Genomic DNA, 23,138 nt, shown 5'->3' with positions numbered 1-23,138 from the left:
GTGCGGTGACGGGCATTCCCTGTACGGTGCTCCTCTGCCGCCCCGCTGCGCGTGTGGCAGTTTACAAATCCTCAAGAATGTCTAGACCTCGGACGCGATCCGTCCTATAGTCCAGATCACAGTGATGTGTGTCACGACGTCGGGATGTCCGGCCGGGTGACCCACACGGGTGACGAGGAGACAGACATGAGTACGGACTCGGCGGCGAGCCCGCTGGACATGCCGGATGTGCAATGGCGTGACCGCAAGAAGAAACTGTGGCTGCTCGGCCTCGTCCCGCCCACCGCGCTCTTCCTTGCCACCGCGCTCATCTGGGCCGGAAACGCACTGGGCTGGCAGGCGGTGACCCCGGCGCTGTGGTGGATCGGGCCGCTGCTCGTCTACGTGATGGTCCCGACGCTCGACCTGTTCGTCGGGCCCGACGGTGAGAACCCGCCGGACGAACTCGTCGAAGCACTCGAGAACGATCGCTACTACCGGTACTGCACGTACATCTACCTGCCGTTCCAGTTCGCCAGCCTCGTGTTCGCCTGCTACCTCTGGTCGGCCGACAACCTGTCGTGGCTCGGCATCGACGGCGGCCTCGGTATCGCGTCGAAGATCGGCCTGGCGCTCTCCGTCGGTGTCGTCGCCGGTATCGGTATCAACACCGCGCACGAACTGGGCCACAAGAAGGTCGAGCTGGAACGGCGACTGTCCAGGATCGCCCTCGCACAGTCGTTCTACGGCCACTTCTACATCGAGCACAACAGGGGACACCACGTCCGCGTCGCGACACCGGAGGACCCGGCCTCCGCTCGCTTCGGCGAGAGCTTCTGGGCGTTCCTGCCGCGCACGGTCATCGGCAGCGTGCGCTCCGCGTGGCGGCTCGAGCGGGCCCGCCTCGAGCGGCTCGGCAAGCCCGTGTGGAGCCTGCGCAACGACGTGCTCAGCGCGTGGGCACTCTCGGCTGTGCTCTTCGGCGGCCTCATCGCAGTCTTCGGGATCGGGATCGCGCCCTATCTGGTGATCCAGGCGGTCTTCGGCTTCGCGCTGCTCGAAGCGGTCAACTACCTCGAGCACTACGGTCTGCTCCGGCAGCGCACCGCCAACGGCCGGTACGAACGGTGCAGTCCCGCCCACAGCTGGAACAGCGATCACCTCGTGACCAACATCTTCCTCTACCACCTGCAGCGGCACAGCGACCATCACGCCAACCCGACCCGCCGCTACCAGACGCTGCGGAGCATGGAGATGTCGCCGAATCTGCCCGCCGGGTACGCCACGATGATCGGGCTCGCCTACATCCCGCCGCTGTGGCGCAAGGTCATGGACCCCCGGGTGCTCGATCACTACGACGGCGACATCACGCGGGTCAACATCCAGCCGAGCAAGCGCGAAGCGATCCTCGCCCGCTACGGCGCCGCTGCCCAGGAAGGGAACTGATCCCCAGATGACTGCGTACCGCTGCCCGGTGTGCGACTTCGTCTACGACGAAGCGCTCGGTGCCCCGCGCGAAGGATTTCCCGCCGGCACCGCATGGGATGCCCTTCCCGACGACTGGTGCTGCCCCGACTGCGGGGTCCGGGAGAAGATCGATTTCGAGGAGTATGCGCGATGAGCACCGAATTCCGGCTGTTCCGCTGCCTGGTCTGCGGCTTCGAGTACGACGAGAAGCTCGGCTGGCCCGACGAGGGGATCGAGCCGGGGACGCGCTGGGAGGACATCGACGACGACTGGTCGTGCCCGGACTGCGGTGCGGCCAAGGCCGACTTCGAGATGATCGAGATCGTCCGGCGGTGAACAGCCGTCGACAGGACATCTCGTTCGGCTTTGACGCGCACGCGGAGCCGTGAGAGCGTCACGGCCATGGCGAGTGCGCAACCGGGTAGCGGCGGCAGCGACGGCAGGGGTGTGTCGCCGAACGGCAACGGTGTGACCACCTCGCCGGGTGACACCGCCGGTGCGTCGTCCGCGCGGGTGCTGTTCCACGAGGCGAGCCGGGTGCTCCTGCGCTCGACGATTCTCGACGCGATGCGGGACCTGCTCCTCGAGCGCGACTGGTCGGCCGTCACCATGAGCGACGTCGCGCGCGCCGCGGGAATCAGCCGGCAGACGTTGTACAAGGAGTTCTCGTCGCGGCAGGGGCTTGCCCAGGGCTACGCGCTGCGCCTGGTCGACGAATTCGTCGACGCCGTGGCCGACTCGGTATACGCGCACGTCGGCGACGCGCGTGCGGCCCTCGTCGGAGGATTCACGTCGTTCTTCACGGCGTCGGCGGCCGATCCGCTGGTGCGGTCGCTGCTCCACGGCGAGGCCAAACCCGATCTGCTGCGCCTGATCACCACCGATGTCGCGCCGATCCTCGAGCGGGGCTCGGTCCGGCTCGCCGACACCTTCGAGCACAGCTGGGTGTCGGCGTCCGGCACCGACGCCGGCATCCTGGCCCGCGCGATCGTGCGGGTCGCGCTGAGCTTCATCTCGATGCCGCCGGTCTCGGGCAACGACGTCGCCGCCGACCTCGCCGACCTGCTCGTTCCCTTCGTGGAGAAGGCCGCGGTGCCCGGCTGACCGCGACCCGCCCGTTCGTACCGGCCGTACCGTGACGCCGCAGGTTGTATAGCCTGGTTGCAACTGCTTTGTTCGAAGAATTGTCTGCCGACAGGAAGAGGCATTTGCACGTGTCTGACACCACGCTCGTCGCCGACCGGATCAACGGTCTCGATTTCAAGGTCGCCGATCTGTCCCTCGCCGAATTCGGGCGCAAGGAGATCCGCCTGGCCGAACACGAGATGCCGGGACTGATGTCGCTGCGTCGCGAATACGCCGAGGTGCAGCCGCTGAAGGGCGCACGGATCTCGGGCTCGCTGCATATGACCGTGCAGACCGCGGTACTGATCGAGACCCTCGTGTCGCTGGGCGCACAGGTCCGATGGGCCTCGTGCAACATCTTCTCCACCCAGGACCACGCTGCGGCCGCGATCGTCGTGGGCCCGCACGGCACGCCCGAAGAACCCAAGGGTGTGCCGGTGTTCGCATGGAAGGGCGAGTCCCTCGAGGAGTACTGGTGGGCGGCCGAGCAGATGCTCACCTGGCCCGGTGAACCCGCCAACATGATTCTCGACGACGGTGGCGATGCCACGATGCTCGTGCTCAAGGGCGCGCAGTTCGAGAAGGCCGGCGTGGTCCCGCCCGTCGACGAAGAGCACGATTCCGCCGAGTACAAGGTGTTCCTGCAGTTGCTGCGCAACTCGCTCGAGGCCGACGCCGGCAAGTGGTCGGCGATCGCCGCGTCGGTGCAGGGCGTCACCGAGGAGACCACCACCGGTGTGCTGCGCCTCTACCAGCTCGCGGCCGCCGGCGAACTGACGTTCCCGGCGATCAACGTCAACGACTCGGTCACCAAGAGCAAGTTCGACAACAAGTACGGCACCCGGCACTCGCTGCTCGACGGCATCAACCGCGGCACCGACGTGCTCATCGGCGGCAAGACCGCGCTGGTGTGCGGTTACGGCGACGTGGGCAAGGGCTGCGCCGAGGCGCTGCGCGGCCAGGGCGCACGTGTGTCGATCACCGAGATCGATCCGATCAACGCGCTGCAGGCCCTCATGGACGGCTACGACGTCGTGACGGTCGAAGACTTCATCGGCCAGGCCGACATCGTCATCACCTCGACGGGCAACAAGGACATCATCACCTTCGAGCACATGAAGGCGATGAAGCACCAGGCGATCCTCGGCAACATCGGTCACTTCGACAACGAGATCGACATGGCCGGCCTCGAGCGGTCCGCCGACGTCACGCGGATCAACATCAAGCCGCAGGTCGACGAGTTCACCTTCGCCGACGGACATTCGATCATCGTGCTGTCCGAGGGACGTCTGCTCAACCTCGGCAATGCGACCGGTCACCCGTCGTTCGTGATGAGCAACTCGTTCGCGAACCAGGTCATCGCGCAGATCGAACTGTGGACGAAGCCGGACGAGTACGACAACGAGGTCTACCGCCTGCCCAAGCACCTCGACGAGAAGGTCGCCAAGATCCACGTCGAGGCGCTCGGCGGCAAGCTGACGAAGCTGACCAAGGAGCAGGCCGAGTACATCGGCGTGGACGTCGAGGGCCCGTACAAGCCCGAGCACTACCGCTACTGATTCCGAGATCGGCGGCGAGAAGCGCAGCGTTATGGGTGGTCTGATTGTCGTCGAAGGTCTCGACGGGGCCGGAAAGCGGACATTGTCCGCCGGCCTCGTCGAGGCGTGGCGCGCCGCGGGGGCGCGCGTGGCCACACTGGCGTTTCCCCGCTACGGCCGATCGATCCACGCCGATCTGGGCGCCGAGGCGCTGCGGGGACAGCACGGCGACACCGCGTCGAGTGTCGAAGCGATGGCGTTGCTGTGGGCACTCGATCGGCGCGACGCCGCCGACGAACTGCGGAAACTCCTCGCTGCCAACGACATCGTGCTTCTCGACCGCTATGTCGCGTCCAACGCGGCGTACACCGCGGCCCGGCGCCACGAGGATGCCGCAGGGCCGTCGGTCGAGTGGATCCGGAACCTCGAATACGAACGCTTCGCGCTTCCCGTGCCCGATCTGCAAGTGCTGCTGCGTGTCCCTGTCGCGCTCGCCGCAGAACGGGCCAGGAGTCGCGCGGAGTCGGACGCCGCGCGGGAACGCGACGCGTACGAACGCGACGGCGACCTCCAGTACCGGACCGGAGAGGTGTACGACGGCTTGGCGCAGCGGCACTGGATGTCACGGTGGATCGTGGCGGGCGCCGAGACCGATACGCAACAACTCGCCGTTCGCATCTCAAATCTGCTTCGCGAAGGTGAAGGGGTGACACGATAGAGCTTATGAAGCCGAGGATTCTGGTAGTCGACGACGATGCAGCACTCGCCGAAATGCTCACAATCGTGCTGCGCGGCGAAGGATTCGAGCCGTTCGTGGTGGGCGACGGGACGCAGGCGCTCGGTGCCGTGCGCGAAATCCGCCCGGACCTCGTCCTGCTCGATCTCATGCTTCCGGGCATGAACGGCATCGACGTCTGCCGCGTGCTCCGCGCCGATTCCGGCGTGCCCATCGTGATGCTCACTGCCAAGTCCGACACCGTCGATGTGGTTCTCGGACTCGAGTCGGGCGCCGACGACTACATGGTGAAGCCCTTCAAGCCGAAGGAACTGGTGGCGCGCGTGCGCGCCCGGTTGCGCCGCACCGAGCAGGAACCCGCCGAAGTACTCTCGATCGGCGATATCACCATCGATGTTCCGGCACACAAGGTCACCCGCGGCGACGAACTGATCTCGCTCACCCCGCTGGAGTTCGACCTGCTGGTGGCGCTCGCGCGCAAGCCGCGTCAGGTGTTCACCCGTGAGGTGCTCCTGGAACAGGTCTGGGGTTACCGGCACGCAGCCGACACCCGTCTGGTGAACGTTCACGTCCAGCGCCTGCGGGCGAAGGTCGAGAAGGATCCCGAGAACCCGGAAGCGGTGCTCACGGTGCGGGGGGTCGGCTACAAGGCCGGACCGCCGTGATCCGTGGTCAACCTCTGCGGCGGCGGATCGCACGGAGAACGCTGCCGCTCGTAAGGTGGTCGCGGGCCATGAGCAGCAGGCTCGCGCACACCTGGCGACGATCGCTCCAGCTACGTGTGGTCGTCTCGACCCTCACGCTGTCGCTGATCGTGATGCTCGTGCTCGGCGTGGTGCTCATCAGCCAGATCACCGACCGGCTTCTGGAAGTCAAGATCGACGCCGCGACCGAGGAGATGGACCGCTCCCGCGCGCTGGTCGAAGGACAGCTCGCCGGAGCCGACGACTCCGGCTCGCTGGCGGTCCGGCTCGACGGCGCCGCCGCGACCCTGACCAGCCGCGGTAGCGACGGCGGTCAGGACACCGGCGTCGCCGGCACGTTCGACCCGGTTCTCATCGTTCCGGGCGACGGTCCGCGCGCGCCCACCGCGAGCGGGCCGGCCGAGCAGATCCCGCAGAATCTGCGCGCCTTCGTCCAGAACGGGCAGGTCGCATACCAATTCGCCACAGTCTCGAACCCCAACGGCTATACCGGCCCGGTACTGATCATCGGCAGCCCCACCGACTCGGCCATCTCGACGCTCGAGCTGTATCTGGTGTTCCCCCTCGGCGGTGAGGAACGCACCCTCGCGCTCGTTCGGGGCACGCTGGTGGTCGGCGCGGGTGTCCTGCTCGTGCTGCTCGCCGCGATCTCGATGATCGTCGCCCGCCAGGTGGTGCTGCCCATCCGCTCCGCCTCCCGCATCGCGGTGCGGTTCGCCGACGGCCGCCTCAAGGAACGCATGCCGGTGCGGGGCGAGGACGACATGGCGCGACTCGCCATGTCGTTCAACGAGATGGCCGAGAGCCTGTCGCGGCAGATCACCCAGCTCGAAGAGTACGGCAACCTGCAGAAGCGGTTCACGTCCGATGTGAGCCACGAGCTTCGTACCCCGCTCACCACGGTGCGGATGGCCGCCGATCTGATCCACGACGGCAGCGACGAGCTGGATCCCTCGCTCAAACGCGCGTCCGAACTCCTCGTCGCCGAACTCGACCGGTTCGAGGGCTTGCTGGGCGACCTCCTCGAGATCAGCCGCCACGACGCGGGTGTCGCCGAGCTCGCCTCCGAACGGCTCGACGTCCGCATGTGCGCCCGGGCCGCGGTGTCCACGGTGCGCCACCTCGCCCGCGAAACGTCGACGGAGTTGATCGTCGACATGCCTTCCGAACCCGTCGAGGCCGACGTCGATCCACGTCGAGTCGAACGGATCCTGCGGAATCTTCTCGCCAACGCGATCGACCACGGTGAAGGAAAACCGATTCTGCTCCGCCTGCGGGCCGACGACAACGCGGTGGCGTTCGTCGTCCGCGACCAGGGCATCGGCCTGCGTCCGGGTGAGGAGAAGCTGGTGTTCAACCGCTTCTGGCGATCCGACCCGTCGCGGGTGCGCCGTTCCGGTGGTACCGGTCTCGGCCTCGCGATCAGCGTCGAAGACGCCAACCTGCACAACGGAAAACTCGAGGCGTGGGGCGAACCGGGCCGGGGCGCGAGCTTCCGGCTGACGTTGCCGCGCGAACGCGGCCGGAAGGTCGGACGCAGCCCCGTCCCCCTGGTGCCGGGCGCCGTCCACGCGGTGCAGGGCAAACCGCCGCAGTCTCCCGGACACGAACCGGCCGGTGGTTCCTCCGCGGAGGTCTCGGCCGACGGTGCCGGTGGGGTGGACAACTCGACGCCGTCACCCTCGGAAGGAGCGCCGACATGACCCGCGCCGCACGGATCCGTACCGCGCTCACCGTGGTGATGTGCGTGGCGGCGCTGGTCGTCTCCGGGTGCGCGACCCTGCCCGACTCGTCGTCTCCGCAGGCCATCGGCACCATCGATCCCGCACCCGCGACCACCGAGGTCAGCGCACCCGTCCCCGGCCGCGAACCGGATCTGTTGCTCCGCGATTTCCTGCAGGCCAGCACCGAACCCACGAACCGGCACGTCGCGGCCCGGCAATTCCTCACCCCGGAGATGTCCGGACGCTGGGACGACGCGGCGAGTGCGACGATCGTGGACAAGGTCGACGTTCTCGTCGAGAACCGCAACAGTGACCGGGCGACGTACGTCGTCCGCGCGAACATCGTCGGCTACCTGGAAGAAGGCGGTGTCTACCGGGCGGCCGGCGGCGAATTCGAAGCGAAGTTCACGCTCGTGCGGACCGACGGTGAGTGGCGGATCGACGCGATGCCCGACGGGGTCATCATGGATCGGCCACGCTTCCTCAACAGCTATCAGCGACGTTCGCTGTACTTCGTCGAACCGGCGGGCGAGACGGTCGTTCCCGACCCGCGGTGGATCACCGGCAGTCCGGAACAGACCGCCTCCCAGCTGATCGGCCTGCTCGTCGAGGGGCCGAAGGCATCGTTGGAACCTGCCGTGCGGAACCTGCTCGAGGACGTCACTGTGGTCGGTGCCGTCACCAAGGCCGACGGGCGCACCGGGCAGGTCGGTGTCGGGCTCGGTGGCATCCGCGTCGACTTCCAGGGCATCGGGGCGATGAGCAAGGAAGACCGGGAACTGCTCGCCGCGCAGGTGGTCTGGACGCTCGCCAACGCCGACATCTCGGGTCCGTACGTGTTGCTGGCGGATCACCAGCCACTCGACGAACGGTTCCCCAACGGGTGGACGACCGCCGATGTCGCGTCCATGAACCCCCTGGCCACCTCGAGTGCCACCATCGGTCTGCACGCGCTCCTGCGCGGTGGCCTGGTGGGGGTGGCCGAGACAGGTGTCACCCCGGTTCCCGGGTTCTTCGGCTCCGCCGCCAACCTGGAATCGATTGCGCTCTCGCGCGACGGCGAACTCGTGGCAGCGGTCGCGGAGACCGGGGGCGTCGCACCCGAGCCCGCCACGCAGCTGATCGTCGGCGCGTACGGCGACGACGTCGCCGAACCGGCGGTCGACGGTAATTCGATCACGCGCCCGACCTGGTCGCCGGACGACACCTCCGTCTGGGCGGTGGTCAACGGAATGGCGGTGGTGAGAGCCGTGCGGGAGCCGGGCACCGGCCGCGTCACCGTCGTGGGCGTCGAGGCGGGCGCCCTCCGGGCGGTAGGCGGACGGATCACCGAACTCCGGCTGTCGCGGGACGGGGTACGAGCCGCGCTCATCATCGACGGACGCGTATATGTCGCGACGGTCGTGCAGACGCCGAACGGCGAATTCTCCCTCACCAACCCCCGCGAGATCGGGTTCGGCCTCGGAGGGCCGGCGCTCTCGCTCGACTGGAGTACCCCCGATACCGTCGTGGTCTCGCGGGCGGCGTCCGACATGCCGGTCGTGCAGATCGCGGTCGACGGGTCCCGGACGGACGCGCTGCCCAGCCGGAACCTGACGCCGCCCGTCATCGCCGTCGAGGCGTCCACCACCGCCGAATTCGTCGCGGACTCGCGTGCGGTGTTCCAGCTCAACAACCGCGATCCCGCCGACGACCGCTATTGGCGCGAGGTCCCGGGGCTTGCCGGGCTGACTGCGATCCCGGTGTTGCCGGGCTGACACAGCCCCTCGAACCTGTCGGTGGTGGACGTCACACTGCCGGAATGCTGTCGTCCCTCTTCGACCTCGTGCTGCCCCTTGCGTGCGGTGGGTGCGGTGCGAGCGGGACCGCATGGTGTCGCGCGTGTGCGCGGGTGCTGAACGATCCACCGGCGCTGGTCCCGCTTCGGGGCGACCCGGGAGTACCGGTGTGGAGTCTGGGCCCGTACGCCGGCCCTCGGAGGCGCGCGGTGGTCGCCGCGAAAGAGCGCGGCCGCCGGGATCTCGCCGACCCCCTCGGACTCGCCTGGGCGGTGGCGGTGTCACGCCTGCGCCGATGGGGTGAACTGCCCCCGGGGCCGACGACCGTCGTACCGGCTCCCACTCGTGCGCGGGCCGCCCGAGCGCGCGGGGGCGACCCTGTCTCGCGCGCGGCGCAGGTTGCGGCGAGCCACGACCCGCATCTGTTCGTGCATCCGCTCCTCGTCTCGGCCCGGGGCGTACGGGACTCGGTGGGCTTGTCCGCCGCCGAGCGCCGCCGCAACCTCGCCGGCCGGATCCGGCTTCGGGAGGGAGGTGTTCCGCGGACGCGGCAGGTGCTCGTGGTGGACGACATCGTCACCACGGGAGCCACCGCTGCGGAGTCCGTGCGGGTGTTGCGCCGGGGCGGTTTCGACCCCGTCGGAATGCTCGTTACAGCACACGCATGAGGCCGCTGTGGTAACGGCGGGTGTCCAAAAAGTGAATTGGACCGCAACGATGGCATGCGTCCGGCAGACCGACTACCGTTGCCCTCAGACCCGGAAACGAACAGGTAGAAGGGTGTAACGCCCATTCTTCCGGTTCCGGGCGGGCGCTATCGCGCTCATCGAACATGCCGGTGCGCAGTTGGCACCGGCCGTACTCGGGAGGTACTTGTGACGACCCCTTCGAAGACCCAGGCTTCCGTTGCCGAGGCAGACGCCACCACGGAAGGCCCCCAGGCCGAGATCGTCGTGAAAGGCCGCAACGTAGAGGTGCCGGATCACTTCCGGATCTACGTGTCCGAGAAAATTGCTCGAATCGAACGATTCGATCCGACGATTTTCCACTTCGATGTCGAGTTGCAGCACGAGCGCAACCGCCGACAGAGGAAGAGCGCCCAGCGAGTCGAGATCACGGCGCGAGGCAAGGGACCGGTCGTTCGCGCGGAAGCTTCCGGCGACAGTTTCTACGCGGCATTCGAATCGGTGATCGCCAAGCTCGAATCCCGGCTGAGGCGGACGAAGGAACGCCGGAAGGTGTCGTACGGCGAGAAGACCCCCGTCTCCGTCGCGGAAGCCACCGCGGCGCTGGCGCAGGACGACGAACTCGCGATCTCGCCGGATCTGCCGCTCGACGGCCAGGAGCAGGAACCCGAAGGTCCCGGCAGGATCGTCCGCGTCAAGGAGCACAAGGCCGAGCCGATGACGGTCGACGACGCCCTCTACGAGATGGAACTCGTCGGTCACGACTTCTATCTGTTCCACGACAAGGAGACCGACAAGCCGTCCGTGGTGTATCGGCGCCACGCTTTCGACTACGGTCTCATCAAGCTCGTCTGAGCAGTGCCCGGAGCAACTGCGGCGTGACGCCGTCGCAGTAACTCCGGGAGAACGCCTACCATGGAATCCGGCCGGGGTCCGCAAGGCCTCGGCCGGATTTCTTGTCCGTGCAGGTACCCGAGATTGAGGACGAACACACCAGTGCTGTCGCTGACGAAGCTGCTCCGGATCGGTGAAGGTCGCATGGTCAAGCGGCTCAAGCAGATCGCCGAGCATGTCGAATCCCTCTCCCCGGAGTTCGAAGCCCTGACCGACGCCGAACTGCGGGCCAAGACGGACGAGTTCCGTCACCGCTACCAGGATGGGGAATCGCTCGACGAGTTGCTTCCCGAGGCCTTCGCGACCGCCCGGGAGGCGTCGTTCCGCGTCCTCGGTCAGAAGCACTACGGCGTTCAGATCATGGGTGGCGCCGCCCTGCACTTCGGCAACATCGCCGAGATGAAGACCGGTGAGGGCAAGACCCTGACCTGCGTGTTGCCGGCATACCTCAACGCCATCTCGGGAGACGGCGTCCATGTCGTCACCGTCAACGACTACCTCGCCAAGCGCGACTCCGAGTGGATGGGCCGTGTGCACCGGTTCCTCGGACTCGAAACCGACGTGATCCTGTCCGGCATGACTCCGGCGCAGCGCCGTGCGGCCTACAACGCCGACATCACGTACGGCACGAACAACGAGTTCGGCTTCGACTACCTGCGCGACAACATGACGCACTCGCTCGACGACCTCGTCCAGCGCGGCCACAACTACGCGATCGTCGACGAGGTCGACTCGATCCTCATCGACGAAGCGCGCACCCCGCTCATCATCTCGGGCCCCGCCGACGCGTCGAGCAAGTGGTACGCCGAGTTCGCGCGCATCGCGCCGCTGCTCGAGAAAGACGTCCACTACGAGGTCGACATCCGTAAGCGCACGGTCGGTGTGCACGAGGCCGGTGTCGAATTCGTCGAGGATCAGCTCGGTATCGACAACCTGTACGAAGCGGCGAATTCGCCGCTCGTGAGCTACCTGAACAACGCCATCAAGGCCAAGGAGCTCTACGCCAAGGACAAGGACTACATCGTCCGCAACGGCGAGGTCGTCATCGTCGACGAGTTCACGGGCCGCGTGCTGTCGGGACGCCGCTACAACGAGGGCATGCACCAGTCGATCGAGGCCAAGGAACACGTCGAGATCAAGGCCGAGAACCAGACGCTCGCCACGATCACGCTGCAGAACTACTTCCGGCTCTACGACAAGCTTTCGGGCATGACCGGTACCGCCGAGACCGAGGCTGCCGAGCTGCACCAGATCTACGACCTGGGCGTCATCCCGATCCCGACGAACCGTCCGATGGTCCGGGTGGACCAGGGCGACCTGATCTACAAGACGGAAGAAGCGAAGTTCGCCGCCGTCGTCGACGACGTGGTCGAGCGCCACGAGAAGGGCCAGCCGGTCCTGATCGGTACCACGAGCGTCGAACGTTCGGAGTACCTGTCGAAGCAGTTCACCAAGCGCGGCGTTCCCCACAACGTCCTCAATGCGAAGTTCCACGAGCAGGAAGCGCAGATCATCGCGGAGGCCGGGCGGACCGGCGCGGTCACCGTCGCGACGAACATGGCCGGTCGTGGTACCGACGTCGTGCTCGGCGGCAACCCCGACATCATCACCGACACCCTGCTGCGCAAGCGGGGACTCGATCCGGTCGAGACCTCGGAGGAATACGAGGCCGCGTGGGACGAGACCCTTCCCGCGGTGCAGCGGCAGGTCAAGGAAGACGCGGACCGGGTGCGCGAGGCCGGCGGCCTGTATGTGCTCGGCACCGAGCGTCACGAGTCGCGCCGTATCGACAATCAGCTGCGTGGCCGCTCCGGCCGTCAGGGCGACCCGGGGGAGTCGCGCTTCTACCTCTCGCTCGGCGACGAGCTGATGCGACGCTTCAACGGCGCTGCGCTGGAGTCGATCATGACCCGGCTCAACCTGCCCGACGACGTCCCGATCGAGGCGAAGATGGTCTCCAAGGCCATCAAGAGCGCGCAGACCCAGGTCGAGCAGCAGAACTACGAGATCCGCAAGAACGTCCTCAAGTACGACGAGGTGATGAACCAGCAGCGCACCGTCATCTACGAGGAGCGTCGCCGCATCCTTCGTGGCGAGGATCTCGAGGGCCAGGTGCAGCACATGCTCACCGACGTGGTCTCGGCCTACGTCGACGGCGCCACCGCCGACGGTTACGTCGAGGACTGGGATCTCGAGCAGTTGTGGACCGCGCTCAAGACTCTCTACCCCGTCGGCATCGACTACAAGACGCTGCTCGCGGAGAACGAGGATCTCGACCGCAACGACCTGCGTGAGGCGCTTCTCGACGACGCCCGTGCCGCGTACGCGCGCCGGGAGGCGGAACTCCAGGCGCTGGCCGGGGAGAACGCGATGCGCGAACTCGAGCGGCGGGTCCTGCTCTCGGTCCTGGACCGCAAGTGGCGTGAGCACCTCTACGAGATGGACTACCTGAAGGAAGGCATCGGCCTGCGCGCGATGGCGCAGCGCGACCCGCTCGTCGAGTACCAGCGCGAGGGCTTCGACATGTTCACCGCCATGCTCGAGGGCCTCAAGGAAGAGTCGGTCGGCTTCCTGTTCAACCTCAAGGTCGAAGCGGCGCAGCCGCAGGCTGCCGCGGGCAACGGGGTGTCGGTGACACCGGCGTCCGCTGCCGCTGCGTCCCGGACGGCGCCCCCGGTCGGGCAGCCCGTTCCGTCTCGGGCACCCGCCCAGCCGGCGCCCGCGCCCGCTCCCGCCGTGCTGCGCGCACAGGGTCTGGACGAGGGCGAACGTCGTCTCACCTACAGTGGCCCCGCCGAGGACGGTCGTGCGCACGTCGCACGTCGCAGTGGTGGCGACGGCGCCGCACCGGCCGCGCATGCCGGCACCCGCAAGGAACGTCGTGCGGCTGCGCGACGCGACGCGAAGTCCGGCCGCCGGCACTGACCGTCGGTGAACTCCTTCACGACCCTGTGGCTCATCCGAGCCACAGGGTCGTGATCGTCCAGGGGTGAGGCGACTTCGGCTTCGGCGTCCGGCGCGCGATCCGTCCCGCCACCGCGTACACGCGGTCGCCCCGGGCGTAGGTGCCGAACACCTCCGCGGTGTCCGCGTCGACCGCGTGCACCCGGGTCCGGAGCAGCACCGCGGCTCCCGCAACCCCGGTCGGGGAGGTGCGCGACGCCGTGACCGCCTCGACGAGCGTCGGTTCGAGTACCGCCGCGAGCTGGGTGACGGCGCGTCGCCCGTCGACGACCTCGAGGATAAGCCGCAGGGCCACCTCCGCGAACCTGTGCGCGGTGGCATCGACCCGAGGTACTGCGTCGGCGTGCGCGACCGGGGCGCGAGCCGAACCGGCGGGACGGCCGGATCGCCCGTCGTGCGGCGTGGCGCGCGGCGCGGCGTGGGGCCGGCACCGGACGCACTGCCCGGGAGCCTGCGATTCCTGTGGTGGCGGCTCGAAGCGAGGGATGCGGCGTACGTAGCGGCCGGTGTGCAGATCCGTCATGTCATGTCTCCCGGGCGTGGACGGCGCCGGCTCGGCGGCCGGTGCAGGGATCGCGCCTGTGCGGCGCGATGAGGTCCGGGAGAGGACGGACCGCCGATATCGTGACATATCCGGCGGGTCCGCGCTCGCCGTACATCTCGCGGCCGACCCGGGTGATGTCGCCACCGCGACGCGGCCGGGTGCGATGTGCACTTTGCGTCAGCCGTCCACGAATACGCTCTGCTGGTTGTCGTGGACGCCGGTGAACATTTCGGTCGGGGTGAGGGGCCGTGACGCCACCGTAGGCATGATCCCTTCGCGATGACGGCGAAACATCTAGGGTGAGGCCGTGCTGCGTGGACTGGTGCTCGACTTCGGTGGCGTGCTCGCCGGCCCGGATACGGACCCCGAGGCACTCGCGGCGGTCGTCGCCGAGTTGCGCCGCCGCGGGGTGCGCACCGCGATCCTGAGCAACGATCCCGGTGGCCCGCACGCGCAATGGTTGCGGGATCTCGCCGGGACCTTCGTCGACGAGGTGGTGCTGTCGGGGGATGTGGGGGTCGCCAAGCCCGATGCCGAGAGCTTCCGGCTCGTCGCCGAACGCCTCGGGCTCGCACCTTCCGAATGCGTCTTCGTCGACGACCTGGCGGGCAACGTGCGGGGCGCCGTGGCTGCGGGGATGGTCGGCGTCCACCATGATGGTCCCCACACCGTGATGGCCGAATTGGCTGTTCTCTTCGGCATCGCCGCAGGACGATCCGGGCAACCCGGAAGTGAGGGGGACGTTCGGCAATGACGAGTCGGATGACGGCGCAGGACGCGTCGTACTACTACCTGGAGACGAGCAACACGCCGATGCACATCGGCTCGCTGGCGATTCTCGAGCCGCCCGACGGGGGAGTTCACTACGACCGGGTGCTCGAGTTGGTCGAGCAGCGGCTCGCGGAGGTTCCGCGTTACCGCCAGAAAGTGCGTGAGGTGGCCTTCGGGCTCTCCCGGCCGGTGTGGATCGACGACCGGGACTTCGACATCACGTACCACGTCCGCAGATCCGCGGTCCCGCGTCCGGGCACCGACGATCAGTTGCACGACCTCGTCGCCCGGCTGATCTCGAGACCCCTCGACCGGACCCGCCCGCTGTGGGAGATGTACGTCGTCGAGGGGCTTGCCGGCGACCGCTGCGCAGTGTTCACCAAGTCTCATTCGGCGCTGGTCGACGCCGAGCAGTCGCTCGAGATCGGCCAGGTGCTGTTCGACCGGGACGCGATTCCGCGCGAGGTGCCGGAAGAGTTGTGGATGCCGGAGCAGGAACCGTCGGAATCGGCGTTGCTCGTCGGAGCACTCGCCGAACTGGTCGCGCGGCCCGGTGAAGGCGTGGCCGCGGTGCGGTCGGCGGTGGGCAACCTTGCGTCCACGCTCACCGAAACCGTGGACGCGGTGAGCCGTATCGCCCGCACCGCGGCGCAGTCCGCCCCCGAATCGCCGCTGAACGCGTCGATTTCCCGCAGCAGGCGTTTCGCTGTCGTGGAGTCCGACCTCGAGCCGTACCGGAAGATTCGTTCCCGATACGGCTGCACGGTCAACGACGTGGTGCTCGCCGTCATCGCCGGGGCACTGCGGTACTGGCTGCTTTCCCGCGGCGAGCCGCTGACCGAGGCCACCGTCGTCCGCTCGATGGTTCCCATGTCGGTCTACGTGCGTGACGCCGGCGGCGAGGGTACGGACGGGACGACCACGGTGCATCCTCAGGGCGAGGTGTCGTCGTTCCTCGTCGACCTCCCGGTCGGGGAGCCGAACGCCGTCGTGCGGCTGTCGCACATCGCCCACGCCGGGGAGGCGTACGCGCGGGAGCGCAGGCGGGTCGCGGCGCAGTCCATGATCCGGCTGTCCGGGTTCGCGCCGGCGACCATGCACGCGGTCGGAGTGCGCGTCGCGTCGGGTTTCTCGCAGCGCGTGTTCAATCTCATGATCACCAACGCTCCGGGGCCGCAGTATCCGCTGTATCTGGGAGGGGCACGACTGCTCGGGATGTATCCGGTCTCGCCGTTGCTCAAGAATCAGGCCCTGAGTGTCGCGCTGACGTCGTACGACGGAAAGATCTACTACGGTTTGAATGCGGACCGCGATGCCATGCCCGACGTGCATGTGCTGACGTCGCTGCTGCACGAATCGCTCGAGGAGTTGTCGGATGCCAGTAGGTGAGAAGTGACGCGTGTCTATGTACCGGCGACGCTCGGGATGCTGCAGCGTCTCGTGGCCGAGAACGAGCTCGACGCGGTGGGGCGTACAGCGTTCGCGGTGACGCCCACCTTGCGTGAGGCCTACACCTCCGGCGACGACGACGAGCTCGCGGAGGTGGCCATGTCCGAGGCGGCGCGTGCCTCGGTGCGGCTGCTGGCCGCCGAGGACACCGGGGCGACCCCTGAGTTCGGGACGCGGCGTGTCGTGATCGCCGCGGACGTGGAGGGCGCAACCCCGCGCCCCGATCTCGACGACGCCGTGGTGCGCCTCGCCGGGCCGATCCCGATGAGCGCCGTCGCGTCCGTGCACGTGGATCTGAAGGCCGCGGAAGCGGACGTCGCGCGTGCGATGGAGGTTGTCGACGCGGCCGATCTGGGCGACGAGGAGGCCGAGTTCGTGCTCGGCGACGCCGAGGATCACGAACTGGCGTGGTACGCGGCGCAGGAGTTGCAGTTCCTGCTGGAATTGCTCTGACCGCTCGGAACGAGGATGCTTGTGAGTGGAGTCTCCACGTAACCTACGGAACCGTAACCTCTGATAACCTTCGCGGTCGTAGTTCCAGCGTGAGGAGAATCGGTCGATGGGTTTCAAGGAATGGATCGAAAGGCCCGCGGCCCATGTGGCACCGGGTGAGCGATCTCTGTCCAACGTGGTGCGAGGCGCGGTCGCGCGACTCACGACCCCACTGTTGCCCGATGATTATCTGCACTTGATCAACCCGTTGTGGTCGGCGCGTGAGCTTCGTGGGCGCATCGTCGAGGTCCGTTCCGAGACCCCCGACTCCGCAACCATCGTCATCAGGCCCGGCTGGGGCTTCGACTTCGGGTACTCGCCCGGTCAGTACATCGGCATCGGCCTGCACATCGACGGCAAGTGGCATTGGCGGTCGTACTCGCTGACCTCCACCCCGATCCGCACCGACAAGGTCATCTCGATCGCGGTGAAGGCGATGCCCGAGGGGTTCCTGTCGAGCCATCTCGTCGGTGGTGTGCCGGAAGGCACAATCGTGCGCCTCGCGGCTCCGCAGGGCGACTTCGTTCTTCCTGATCCGCCGCCCGAGAAGATCCTGTTCCTGACGGCCGGCAGCGGCGTCACACCGATCATGTCGATGCTCCGCACCCTCGATCGGCGTGCGGCCGACCGTGGCGTCGACATTGCCGACGTCGTGCATGTGCACTCGGCGCCCACCGCCGAGGACGTGATGTTCCGGTCCGAACTCGAGCAGTTCGACGCCAACCACGACCGCTACCGCTGCCACCTGCAATACACGCGTGAACAGGGCAAATTCGCCCTGTCGCAGCTCGACGAGGTATGTCCGGACTGGCGGGAGCGTCAGACCTGGGCGTGCGGACCGCAGCAGATGCTCGCCGATATCAGCGCTCACTGGGAGAAGGCGGGCCTCGAAGATCGCGTGCATCTCGAGCGCTTCGCGGTCACACGGGCCGATACCTCCGGAGCCGGGGGAACGATCACGTTCGCGAAATCCGGCAAGACGGTGACCGCCGACGGTGCCACCACCGTTCTCGAGGCGGGGGAGAGCGCAGGAGCGCTCATGCCCTTCGGTTGCCGGATGGGTATCTGTCAGACTTGTGTGGTGCCGCTCCAGAAGGGGTATGTGGTAGATCTCCGGTCGGGCGAGGAGCATGGAGAGGGCGAGCGAGTCCAGACCTGCATCTCCGTTGCTGCCGGCGACTGCACCATCGACGCCTGAGGCCTCGACCGCACAATCGATGCCCCCGAGGGCACAACCATGAACGACGAGAGGGACCCGCTTGGCCATCACCGACATCCGCGAGTTCGCGCATCTGACCGACGCCGACATCGACGCTTTGGCAACAGAGTTCGATGCCATCCGGCGCGATGTCGAGAATTCGCGTGGGCCGCGTGACGCGCGGTACATCCACAACACGATTCGGCTGCAGCGAACGCTCGAGATCGTCGGCCGGATCGTGCTGCTCGGCTCGCGGCGGCGCTCACGCTGGCTGCTCGGCACGACCGCGTTGTCGCTCGCGAAGATCATCGAGAACATGGAGCTCGGGCACAACGTGATGCACGGGCAGTGGGACTGGATGAACGATCCGGAAATCCACTCCACGTCGTGGGAATGGGACCAGACCGGCCCGTCCGCTCATTGGAAGCGCGCCCACAACTACGAGCACCACACGTACACGAACATCGTGGGGATGGACGAGGACGTCGGATTCGGCATCCTGCGCATGACCCGCGACGAGAAGTGGCGCCCGATCAACCTGCTGCAGCCGGTCGCGAACGTGGTCCTCGCGCTGACGTTCGAGTGGGGTATCGCGCTGCACGACCTGACGGCGCAGCGGATCGCGTGGGAGAAACAACTCGGTGACGGTCCGCGGCCCAGGATGTCCGGGCCCGACCGCGAGTTCGTGGCGAAGGCCGGCCGCCAGGTGTTCAAGGACCTGGTGCTGTTCCCCGCCGCGACCGGACCGGCATGGCGCAGCACGCTCACGGCGAACCTGACGGCCAATGTCGTGCGCAACATCTGGGCGTACCTGGTGATTTTCTGCGGACACTTCCCGGACGGCGCCGAAAAGTTCACGGTCGAGCAGTTCGAGGACGAGTCGCGCGGTCAGTGGTACCTGCGGCAGTTGCTCGGTAGCGCGAACATCACCGGTGGCCGGGTCATGGACTTCATGACCGGCAACCTCAGCTACCAGATCGAGCACCACCTCTTTCCGGACCTGCCGAGCAATCGCTACCGGGAGATCGCGGCCCGGGTCCGTGCGCTGTGCGGCAAGTACGACCTGCCGTACACGACCGGACCGATCGGACGGCAGTACATGCTGGCACTGCGCACCATCCACAAACTGGCGTTGCCGGACACCCTTCTGCGGGCGACGTCCGACGATGCGCCGGAGACGTCGTCGGAGCGTAAGTTCGAGCGACTCCGTGCTGCCGCAGCACTGCCGGCTCTCACCGAGGACCCCGTCACGGGACGTCGCCGTGGGTTGCTCACCGCGCTGCGCTCGCATGCCGAGCACACGGTGGCGATGCGACGTGCGCGTCGCCGGAATCGGCAGTAATCGACGCCGCCCGCCCGTAAGTGATTCCGATCACACGTCCGAAATCGCCTAACCTACGGAGCCGTAACCTACGGTAGAGTAGCCGCCATGGCGATATCGGACATCAAGGAATACGCGCACCTTACGGAGGCGGACGTCGAGGCCATCGGCCGCGAGCTCGATGCCATCCGGCGCGATATCGAGGAGTCGCGCGGTGAGCGCGACGCCCGATACGTCCGCAACACGATCCGGTTGCAGCGCGGCCTCGAGGTCGGTGGACGTCTGGTCCTGTTCGGTTCCAAGAAGCGCTCGCTGTGGTGGCTGGGCACCGGAATGCTCTCGTTGTCGAAGATCATCGAGAACATGGAGCTCGGGCACAACGTGATGCACGGGCAGTGGGACTGGATGAACGACCCAGAGGTCCACTCCGCCAACTGGGAGTGGGACAACGTCGATCCGTCGGCGCACTGGAAGATCACCCACAACCACCTGCACCACAAGTTCACGAACATCCTGGGCATGGACGACGATGTGGGCTACGGGTTGCTCCGCGTCACCCGCGACCAGCGTTGGAAGCCGTTCTACCTCGGCAACATCGCCTACAACGCGATCCTGGCGTCGCTGTTCCAGTACGGCATCGCGATCCAGTTGCTCGAACTCGGCAAGGTCATCCAGGGTCGCGACGACCGCGAGATCACCAAGAAGCACGGCGCCGAGGTGCTCGCGAAGATCGCGAAGCAGGACCTGCGCGACTACGTCGTCTATCCGGCGCTCACGGGCAAGTCGTGGAAGACCACGATCACCGCGAACGCCACGGCGAACTTCGTCCGCAACGTGTGGACCAACGCCGTGATCTTCTGCGGGCACTTCCCGGACGGTGCGGAGAAGTTCACGAAGCAGGACGTCGAGAACGAGACGCACGCCGAGTGGTACCTCCGGCAGATGCTCGGGTCCGCCAACATCTCCGGCGGCAAGATCATGGACTTCATGACCGGCAACCTGAGCTACCAGATCGAGCACCACATCTACCCGGACCTGCCGTCCAACCGGTACGCGGAGATCGCCGTGCGCGTGCGGCAGTTGTGCGACAAGTACGACCTGCCGTACACCACCGGTCCGCTGGCCGTGCAGTACTGGAAGTCCTGGCGCACCATCGCGAAGCTCTCGCTACCCGACAAGTTCCTCAAGGACGACCGCCACGCAGCCCCCGAGACCGCATCGGAGCGGGGCTTCGGTGGCCCGGCGGAGATCGATCCGGTCACCGGACGCCGGCGCGGTCTGGCCACCACGATCGAGACGACCCGCAAGCGCGGTCTCGTCCGCAGGATTCTCGGCATGCGCTGAGTTCGCGAGCGTGTGCTGCACGCCCCGAACGATGATCGAACCCCGGCACCGGAACTGGTGCCGGGGTTCGATGCATTCGATCACCAGGAGTCGTTGGACGCCAGCGAGGTGAGCAGTTCGCGCACGGCCTGCGCCCGGCGCAGCGACTTGCCCTCGAGGCGGTCGAGCGCGCACTCGGGGTCGGCGGGCGGCCCGAGATGCGTACAGCCGCGGGGGCAGTCGGCGACCGCCGCGGCGAGATCGGTGAAGGCCGCGACGACGTCATCGGGCTGGATATGCGCGAGCCCGAACGACCGGATGCCCGGAGTGTCGACCACCCAGCCACCGGACGGAAGCGGAAGCGCGACGGACTGGGTCGACGTGTGCCGGCCCTTCCCGACACCGGAGACCACACCCGTGGCGCGGTCGGCGTCGGGGACGAGGCGATTGACAAGGGTCGATTTGCCGACGCCGGAGTGGCCGATCAATGCGGTGACCCGGCCGGTGAGACGCTCGGTGAGATCGGAAAGATCGTTGTCCTGGCCGACGGCCAGCACGGGGATGTCCAGATCGGCGAACTGCGACGCGAATTCCTCCGGGTCGGTGAGATCGCTCTTGGTCAGCCCCAGCATCGGGGCGAGCCCGCCCGCGTACGCGGCGACCAGCGCGCGCTCCACGAGCCCGGTGCGGGGCGGCGGATCGGCGAGCGCGACGACGATGAGCAGTTGCGACGCGTTCGCCACCACGATCCGTTCGAACGGGTCCGTGTCGTCGGCTGTCCTGCGGAGCACGGTGGTGCGTTCCTCGACCCGCACGATGCGCGACAGGCTGTCGGGACGGCCGGAAAGGTCGCCGACCACCCCCACCCTGTCTCCGACCACGATCGGCGTACGGCCCAGTTCGCGTGCGCGCATTGCCACCACGGGCCGCTGCGGATCGCCACCCAGGACGACCCCCCAGCGCCCACGGTCCACCGAGAACACCATGCCCTCCACCGCATCGAGATGGGCGGGCCGATCCTTGGTACGCGGTCGCGAACTCTTGCCCGGACGGACCCGGACGTCGGACTCGTCGTACTGCCGCCGGCTCAGGAGCGTGCTCCCGTCAACATCGCCGCCCACAGACCTTCGAATCCGGGGAGGGTCTTGGCGGTCGTGCCGATGTCCTCGACCTCGACGCCGTCGACGACGAGACCGAGGATCGCGCCGGCAGTCGCCATCCGGTGGTCGGCGTAGGAGTGCCAGACACCGCCCGTCAGGGTGGCCGGTTCGATCCGGAGGCCGTCCTCGGTTTCCGTGGCGATGCCGCCGAGCCGGCCGATCTCGGCTGCCAGCGCGGCGAGCCGGTCGGTCTCGTGGCCCCGCAGGTGTGAGATACCGCGAAGACGCGAGGGGGTCGAGGCCAGCGCGGCCACAGCGGCCACCGTGGGCGTCAGTTCACCGACGTCGTGCAGGTCGATGTCGATGCCGGTGAGCGTGGCCGGTCCCCGCACCGTGAGCGTCCCGTCCGACAGCGACACAGCCGCCCCCATGCGCTCGAGGATGTCCCGGATGGCGTCGCCCGCCTGCGTGGTCTTCTCCGGCCAGCACGGGACCGACACCGTGCCTCCGGTGACCGCGGCGGCGGCGAGAAACGGGGTGGCATTCGAGAGGTCCGGTTCGACGACCACGTCGTGGGCGGCGATCGGGCCGGGCAGCACCCGCCACGTGTTCGCCTCCGAGGTGTCGACGTGCACGCCCGCGTCACGGAGCATGTCGACCGTCATATCGATGTGCGGGGTGGACGGGACGGGCTTGCCGTCGTGGTGCACGGTCACACCGTCGTCGAACCTCGCGGCGGAGAGCAACAGACCGGACACGAACTGCGACGACCCGGACGCATCGATCGTGACGGACCCGCCGCGCACGCCGGCGCGACCGTGGACCGTGAAGGGCAGCGTGTCGCCGTCGATGTGCGCGCCGAGTGCCCGGAGTGCGTCGAGCACCGTGCCCATCGGCCGGGATCGTGCCTGCTCGTCCCCGTCGAAGCGGACGTCCCCGTCGGCCAGGGCAGCCACCGGCGGAACGAAGCGCATCACGGTCCCCGCGAGGCCGCAGTCCACCGCGCCGGCTCGCAGGGGTCCCGGCGTCACATCCAGGGTGGTGCCGCCGTCGCGCTCGGTGATCGCGGCGCCGAGGGACCGCAGCGCAGCGATCATGAGGTCGGTGTCGCGGCTGCGCAGCGCTCCGGTGACCGTCGAGGGGCCGACCGCCAGGGCGGCCAGGACGAGGGCACGGTTGGTGATGGATTTGGATCCAGGCAGCGTCACGGACGCGTCGACGGGGGACACGGCTCGGGGTGCTTTCCACAGGCTCACCCGTCCATCTTCGCCCATCGTCCGCCCGGGCATCGACTCCCACCCGTCCGCGCGACCGGTGTGTGCCGTGTCGGCGGTCGCTGCCACAC

Annotated in this window: 21 protein-coding genes; 18 read left to right on the top strand and 3 right to left on the bottom strand. The window is 67.6% G+C overall.

Going from position 1 to position 23,138, the window contains the following annotated elements:
• Positions 1–186: 186 nt before the first annotated feature.
• The 12 genes from HF877_RS03550 to secA all read left to right on the top strand — a co-directional run bounded on the left by HF877_RS03550 (position 187) and on the right by secA (position 13,556).
• A complete protein-coding gene (locus HF877_RS03550; protein ID WP_169619802.1) occupies positions 187–1,425 on the top strand; it encodes an alkane 1-monooxygenase in 1,239 nt (412 codons plus the stop codon).
• A gap of 7 nt (positions 1,426–1,432) precedes the next feature.
• On the top strand, positions 1,433–1,600 hold the full coding sequence (locus HF877_RS03545) for a rubredoxin (protein ID WP_169619801.1): 168 nt from the start codon (positions 1,433–1,435) through the stop codon (positions 1,598–1,600).
• Positions 1,597–1,782: a rubredoxin gene (locus tag HF877_RS03540; RefSeq protein WP_169619800.1), complete on the top strand. Its 186-nt coding sequence runs from the start codon at positions 1,597–1,599 to the stop codon at positions 1,780–1,782. Before HF877_RS03545 ends, HF877_RS03540 begins: the two co-directional genes overlap by 4 nt.
• A gap of 66 nt (positions 1,783–1,848) precedes the next feature.
• The gene (locus HF877_RS03535; RefSeq protein ID WP_169619799.1) at positions 1,849–2,550 is read left to right on the top strand and encodes a TetR family transcriptional regulator; all 702 of its coding nucleotides are present in this window, start codon (positions 1,849–1,851) and stop codon (positions 2,548–2,550) included.
• A gap of 110 nt (positions 2,551–2,660) precedes the next feature.
• Positions 2,661–4,130 carry an adenosylhomocysteinase gene (gene ahcY, locus HF877_RS03530; protein WP_169619798.1) on the top strand — a complete coding sequence of 490 codons (1,470 nt, stop codon included), beginning with the start codon at positions 2,661–2,663 and terminating at the stop codon, positions 4,128–4,130.
• A gap of 31 nt (positions 4,131–4,161) precedes the next feature.
• Entirely contained in the window at positions 4,162–4,827 is a 666-nt protein-coding gene (locus HF877_RS03525; RefSeq protein WP_169619797.1) for a dTMP kinase, read from the top strand.
• Positions 4,824–5,510 carry an MtrAB system response regulator MtrA gene (gene mtrA, locus HF877_RS03520; protein WP_296551245.1) on the top strand — a complete coding sequence of 229 codons (687 nt, stop codon included), beginning with the start codon at positions 4,824–4,826 and terminating at the stop codon, positions 5,508–5,510. Before HF877_RS03525 ends, mtrA begins: the two co-directional genes overlap by 4 nt.
• A 68-nt stretch (positions 5,511–5,578) precedes the next feature.
• The gene (gene mtrB / locus HF877_RS03515) at positions 5,579–7,252 is read left to right on the top strand and encodes an MtrAB system histidine kinase MtrB (protein WP_240951962.1); all 1,674 of its coding nucleotides are present in this window, start codon (positions 5,579–5,581) and stop codon (positions 7,250–7,252) included.
• Complete coding sequence (lpqB, locus tag HF877_RS03510; protein ID WP_169619795.1) at positions 7,249–9,030, top strand: MtrAB system accessory lipoprotein LpqB; 1,782 nt, start codon at positions 7,249–7,251, stop codon at positions 9,028–9,030. Before mtrB ends, lpqB begins: the two co-directional genes overlap by 4 nt.
• A 44-nt stretch (positions 9,031–9,074) precedes the next feature.
• Positions 9,075–9,719 carry a ComF family protein gene (locus HF877_RS03505; protein WP_169619794.1) on the top strand — a complete coding sequence of 215 codons (645 nt, stop codon included), beginning with the start codon at positions 9,075–9,077 and terminating at the stop codon, positions 9,717–9,719.
• Between the two features lie 207 nt (positions 9,720–9,926).
• Positions 9,927–10,592, top strand: a complete 666-nt coding sequence (gene raiA, locus HF877_RS03500; RefSeq protein ID WP_169619793.1) for a ribosome-associated translation inhibitor RaiA — start codon at positions 9,927–9,929, stop codon at positions 10,590–10,592.
• A gap of 141 nt (positions 10,593–10,733) precedes the next feature.
• The gene (secA, locus tag HF877_RS03495) at positions 10,734–13,556 is read left to right on the top strand and encodes a preprotein translocase subunit SecA (protein WP_169619792.1); all 2,823 of its coding nucleotides are present in this window, start codon (positions 10,734–10,736) and stop codon (positions 13,554–13,556) included.
• A gap of 31 nt (positions 13,557–13,587) precedes the next feature.
• On the opposite strand, the gene HF877_RS03490 is transcribed toward secA, so the two are convergent.
• Entirely contained in the window at positions 13,588–14,118 is a 531-nt protein-coding gene (locus HF877_RS03490; protein WP_169619791.1) for an Rv3235 family protein, read from the bottom strand.
• A 331-nt stretch (positions 14,119–14,449) separates the two neighbouring features.
• Between HF877_RS03490 and HF877_RS03485 the strand changes: the two genes are divergently transcribed.
• The 6 genes from HF877_RS03485 (at position 14,450) to HF877_RS03460 (ending at position 20,714) form a co-directional block, all read left to right on the top strand.
• Positions 14,450–14,893, top strand: coding sequence for an HAD family phosphatase (locus HF877_RS03485; RefSeq protein ID WP_169619997.1), 444 nt, complete (start codon positions 14,450–14,452; stop codon positions 14,891–14,893).
• Positions 14,890–16,299 (top strand): wax ester/triacylglycerol synthase family O-acyltransferase, encoded by a 1,410-nt coding sequence (locus HF877_RS03480; RefSeq protein WP_169619790.1) that lies wholly within the window; start codon positions 14,890–14,892, stop codon positions 16,297–16,299. Before HF877_RS03485 ends, HF877_RS03480 begins: the two co-directional genes overlap by 4 nt.
• A 3-nt stretch (positions 16,300–16,302) precedes the next feature.
• Positions 16,303–16,812: a hypothetical protein gene (locus tag HF877_RS03475; RefSeq protein ID WP_169619789.1), complete on the top strand. Its 510-nt coding sequence runs from the start codon at positions 16,303–16,305 to the stop codon at positions 16,810–16,812.
• A 106-nt stretch (positions 16,813–16,918) separates the two neighbouring features.
• Complete coding sequence (locus tag HF877_RS03470; RefSeq protein ID WP_169619788.1) at positions 16,919–18,049, top strand: ferredoxin reductase; 1,131 nt, start codon at positions 16,919–16,921, stop codon at positions 18,047–18,049.
• A gap of 61 nt (positions 18,050–18,110) precedes the next feature.
• A complete protein-coding gene (locus HF877_RS03465; RefSeq protein WP_169619787.1) occupies positions 18,111–19,391 on the top strand; it encodes an acyl-CoA desaturase in 1,281 nt (426 codons plus the stop codon).
• Between the two features lie 87 nt (positions 19,392–19,478).
• Positions 19,479–20,714, top strand: a complete 1,236-nt coding sequence (locus HF877_RS03460; RefSeq protein WP_169619786.1) for a fatty acid desaturase — start codon at positions 19,479–19,481, stop codon at positions 20,712–20,714.
• A gap of 80 nt (positions 20,715–20,794) precedes the next feature.
• On the opposite strand, the gene rsgA is transcribed toward HF877_RS03460, so the two are convergent.
• Complete coding sequence (rsgA, locus tag HF877_RS03455) at positions 20,795–21,814, bottom strand: ribosome small subunit-dependent GTPase A (RefSeq protein ID WP_169619785.1); 1,020 nt, start codon at positions 21,812–21,814, stop codon at positions 20,795–20,797.
• A complete protein-coding gene (aroA, locus tag HF877_RS03450; protein ID WP_169619996.1) occupies positions 21,781–23,067 on the bottom strand; it encodes a 3-phosphoshikimate 1-carboxyvinyltransferase in 1,287 nt (428 codons plus the stop codon). Before aroA ends, rsgA begins: the two co-directional genes overlap by 34 nt.
• Positions 23,068–23,138: the final 71 nt, after the last annotated feature.

The organism is Rhodococcus sp. BL-253-APC-6A1W (assembly GCF_012843405.1).
Classification (GTDB): Bacteria; Actinomycetota; Actinomycetes; order Mycobacteriales; family Mycobacteriaceae; genus Rhodococcus.
This window is presented reverse-complemented; position numbering and strand designations above follow the sequence as displayed.

Bases quoted from the DNA above. Each gene is read 5' to 3' on its own strand.
- HF877_RS03550 (WP_169619802.1), top strand. From the start codon at position 187: ATGAGTACGGACTCGGCGGCGAGCCCGCTGGACATGCCGGATGTGCAA.
- HF877_RS03545 (WP_169619801.1), top strand. From the start codon at position 1,433: ATGACTGCGTACCGCTGCCCGGTGTGCGACTTCGTCTACGACGAAGCG.
- HF877_RS03540 (WP_169619800.1), top strand. From the start codon at position 1,597: ATGAGCACCGAATTCCGGCTGTTCCGCTGCCTGGTCTGCGGCTTCGAG.
- HF877_RS03535 (WP_169619799.1), top strand. From the start codon at position 1,849: ATGGCGAGTGCGCAACCGGGTAGCGGCGGCAGCGACGGCAGGGGTGTG.
- HF877_RS03525 (WP_169619797.1), top strand. From the start codon at position 4,162: ATGGGTGGTCTGATTGTCGTCGAAGGTCTCGACGGGGCCGGAAAGCGG.
- mtrB (WP_240951962.1), top strand. From the start codon at position 5,579: ATGAGCAGCAGGCTCGCGCACACCTGGCGACGATCGCTCCAGCTACGT.
- lpqB (WP_169619795.1), top strand. From the start codon at position 7,249: ATGACCCGCGCCGCACGGATCCGTACCGCGCTCACCGTGGTGATGTGC.
- HF877_RS03505 (WP_169619794.1), top strand. From the start codon at position 9,075: ATGCTGTCGTCCCTCTTCGACCTCGTGCTGCCCCTTGCGTGCGGTGGG.
- HF877_RS03490 (WP_169619791.1), bottom strand. From the start codon at position 14,118: ATGACGGATCTGCACACCGGCCGCTACGTACGCCGCATCCCTCGCTTC.
- HF877_RS03480 (WP_169619790.1), top strand. From the start codon at position 14,890: ATGACGAGTCGGATGACGGCGCAGGACGCGTCGTACTACTACCTGGAG.
- HF877_RS03470 (WP_169619788.1), top strand. From the start codon at position 16,919: ATGGGTTTCAAGGAATGGATCGAAAGGCCCGCGGCCCATGTGGCACCG.
- HF877_RS03460 (WP_169619786.1), top strand. From the start codon at position 19,479: ATGGCGATATCGGACATCAAGGAATACGCGCACCTTACGGAGGCGGAC.
- aroA (WP_169619996.1), bottom strand. From the start codon at position 23,067: ATGGGCGAAGATGGACGGGTGAGCCTGTGGAAAGCACCCCGAGCCGTG.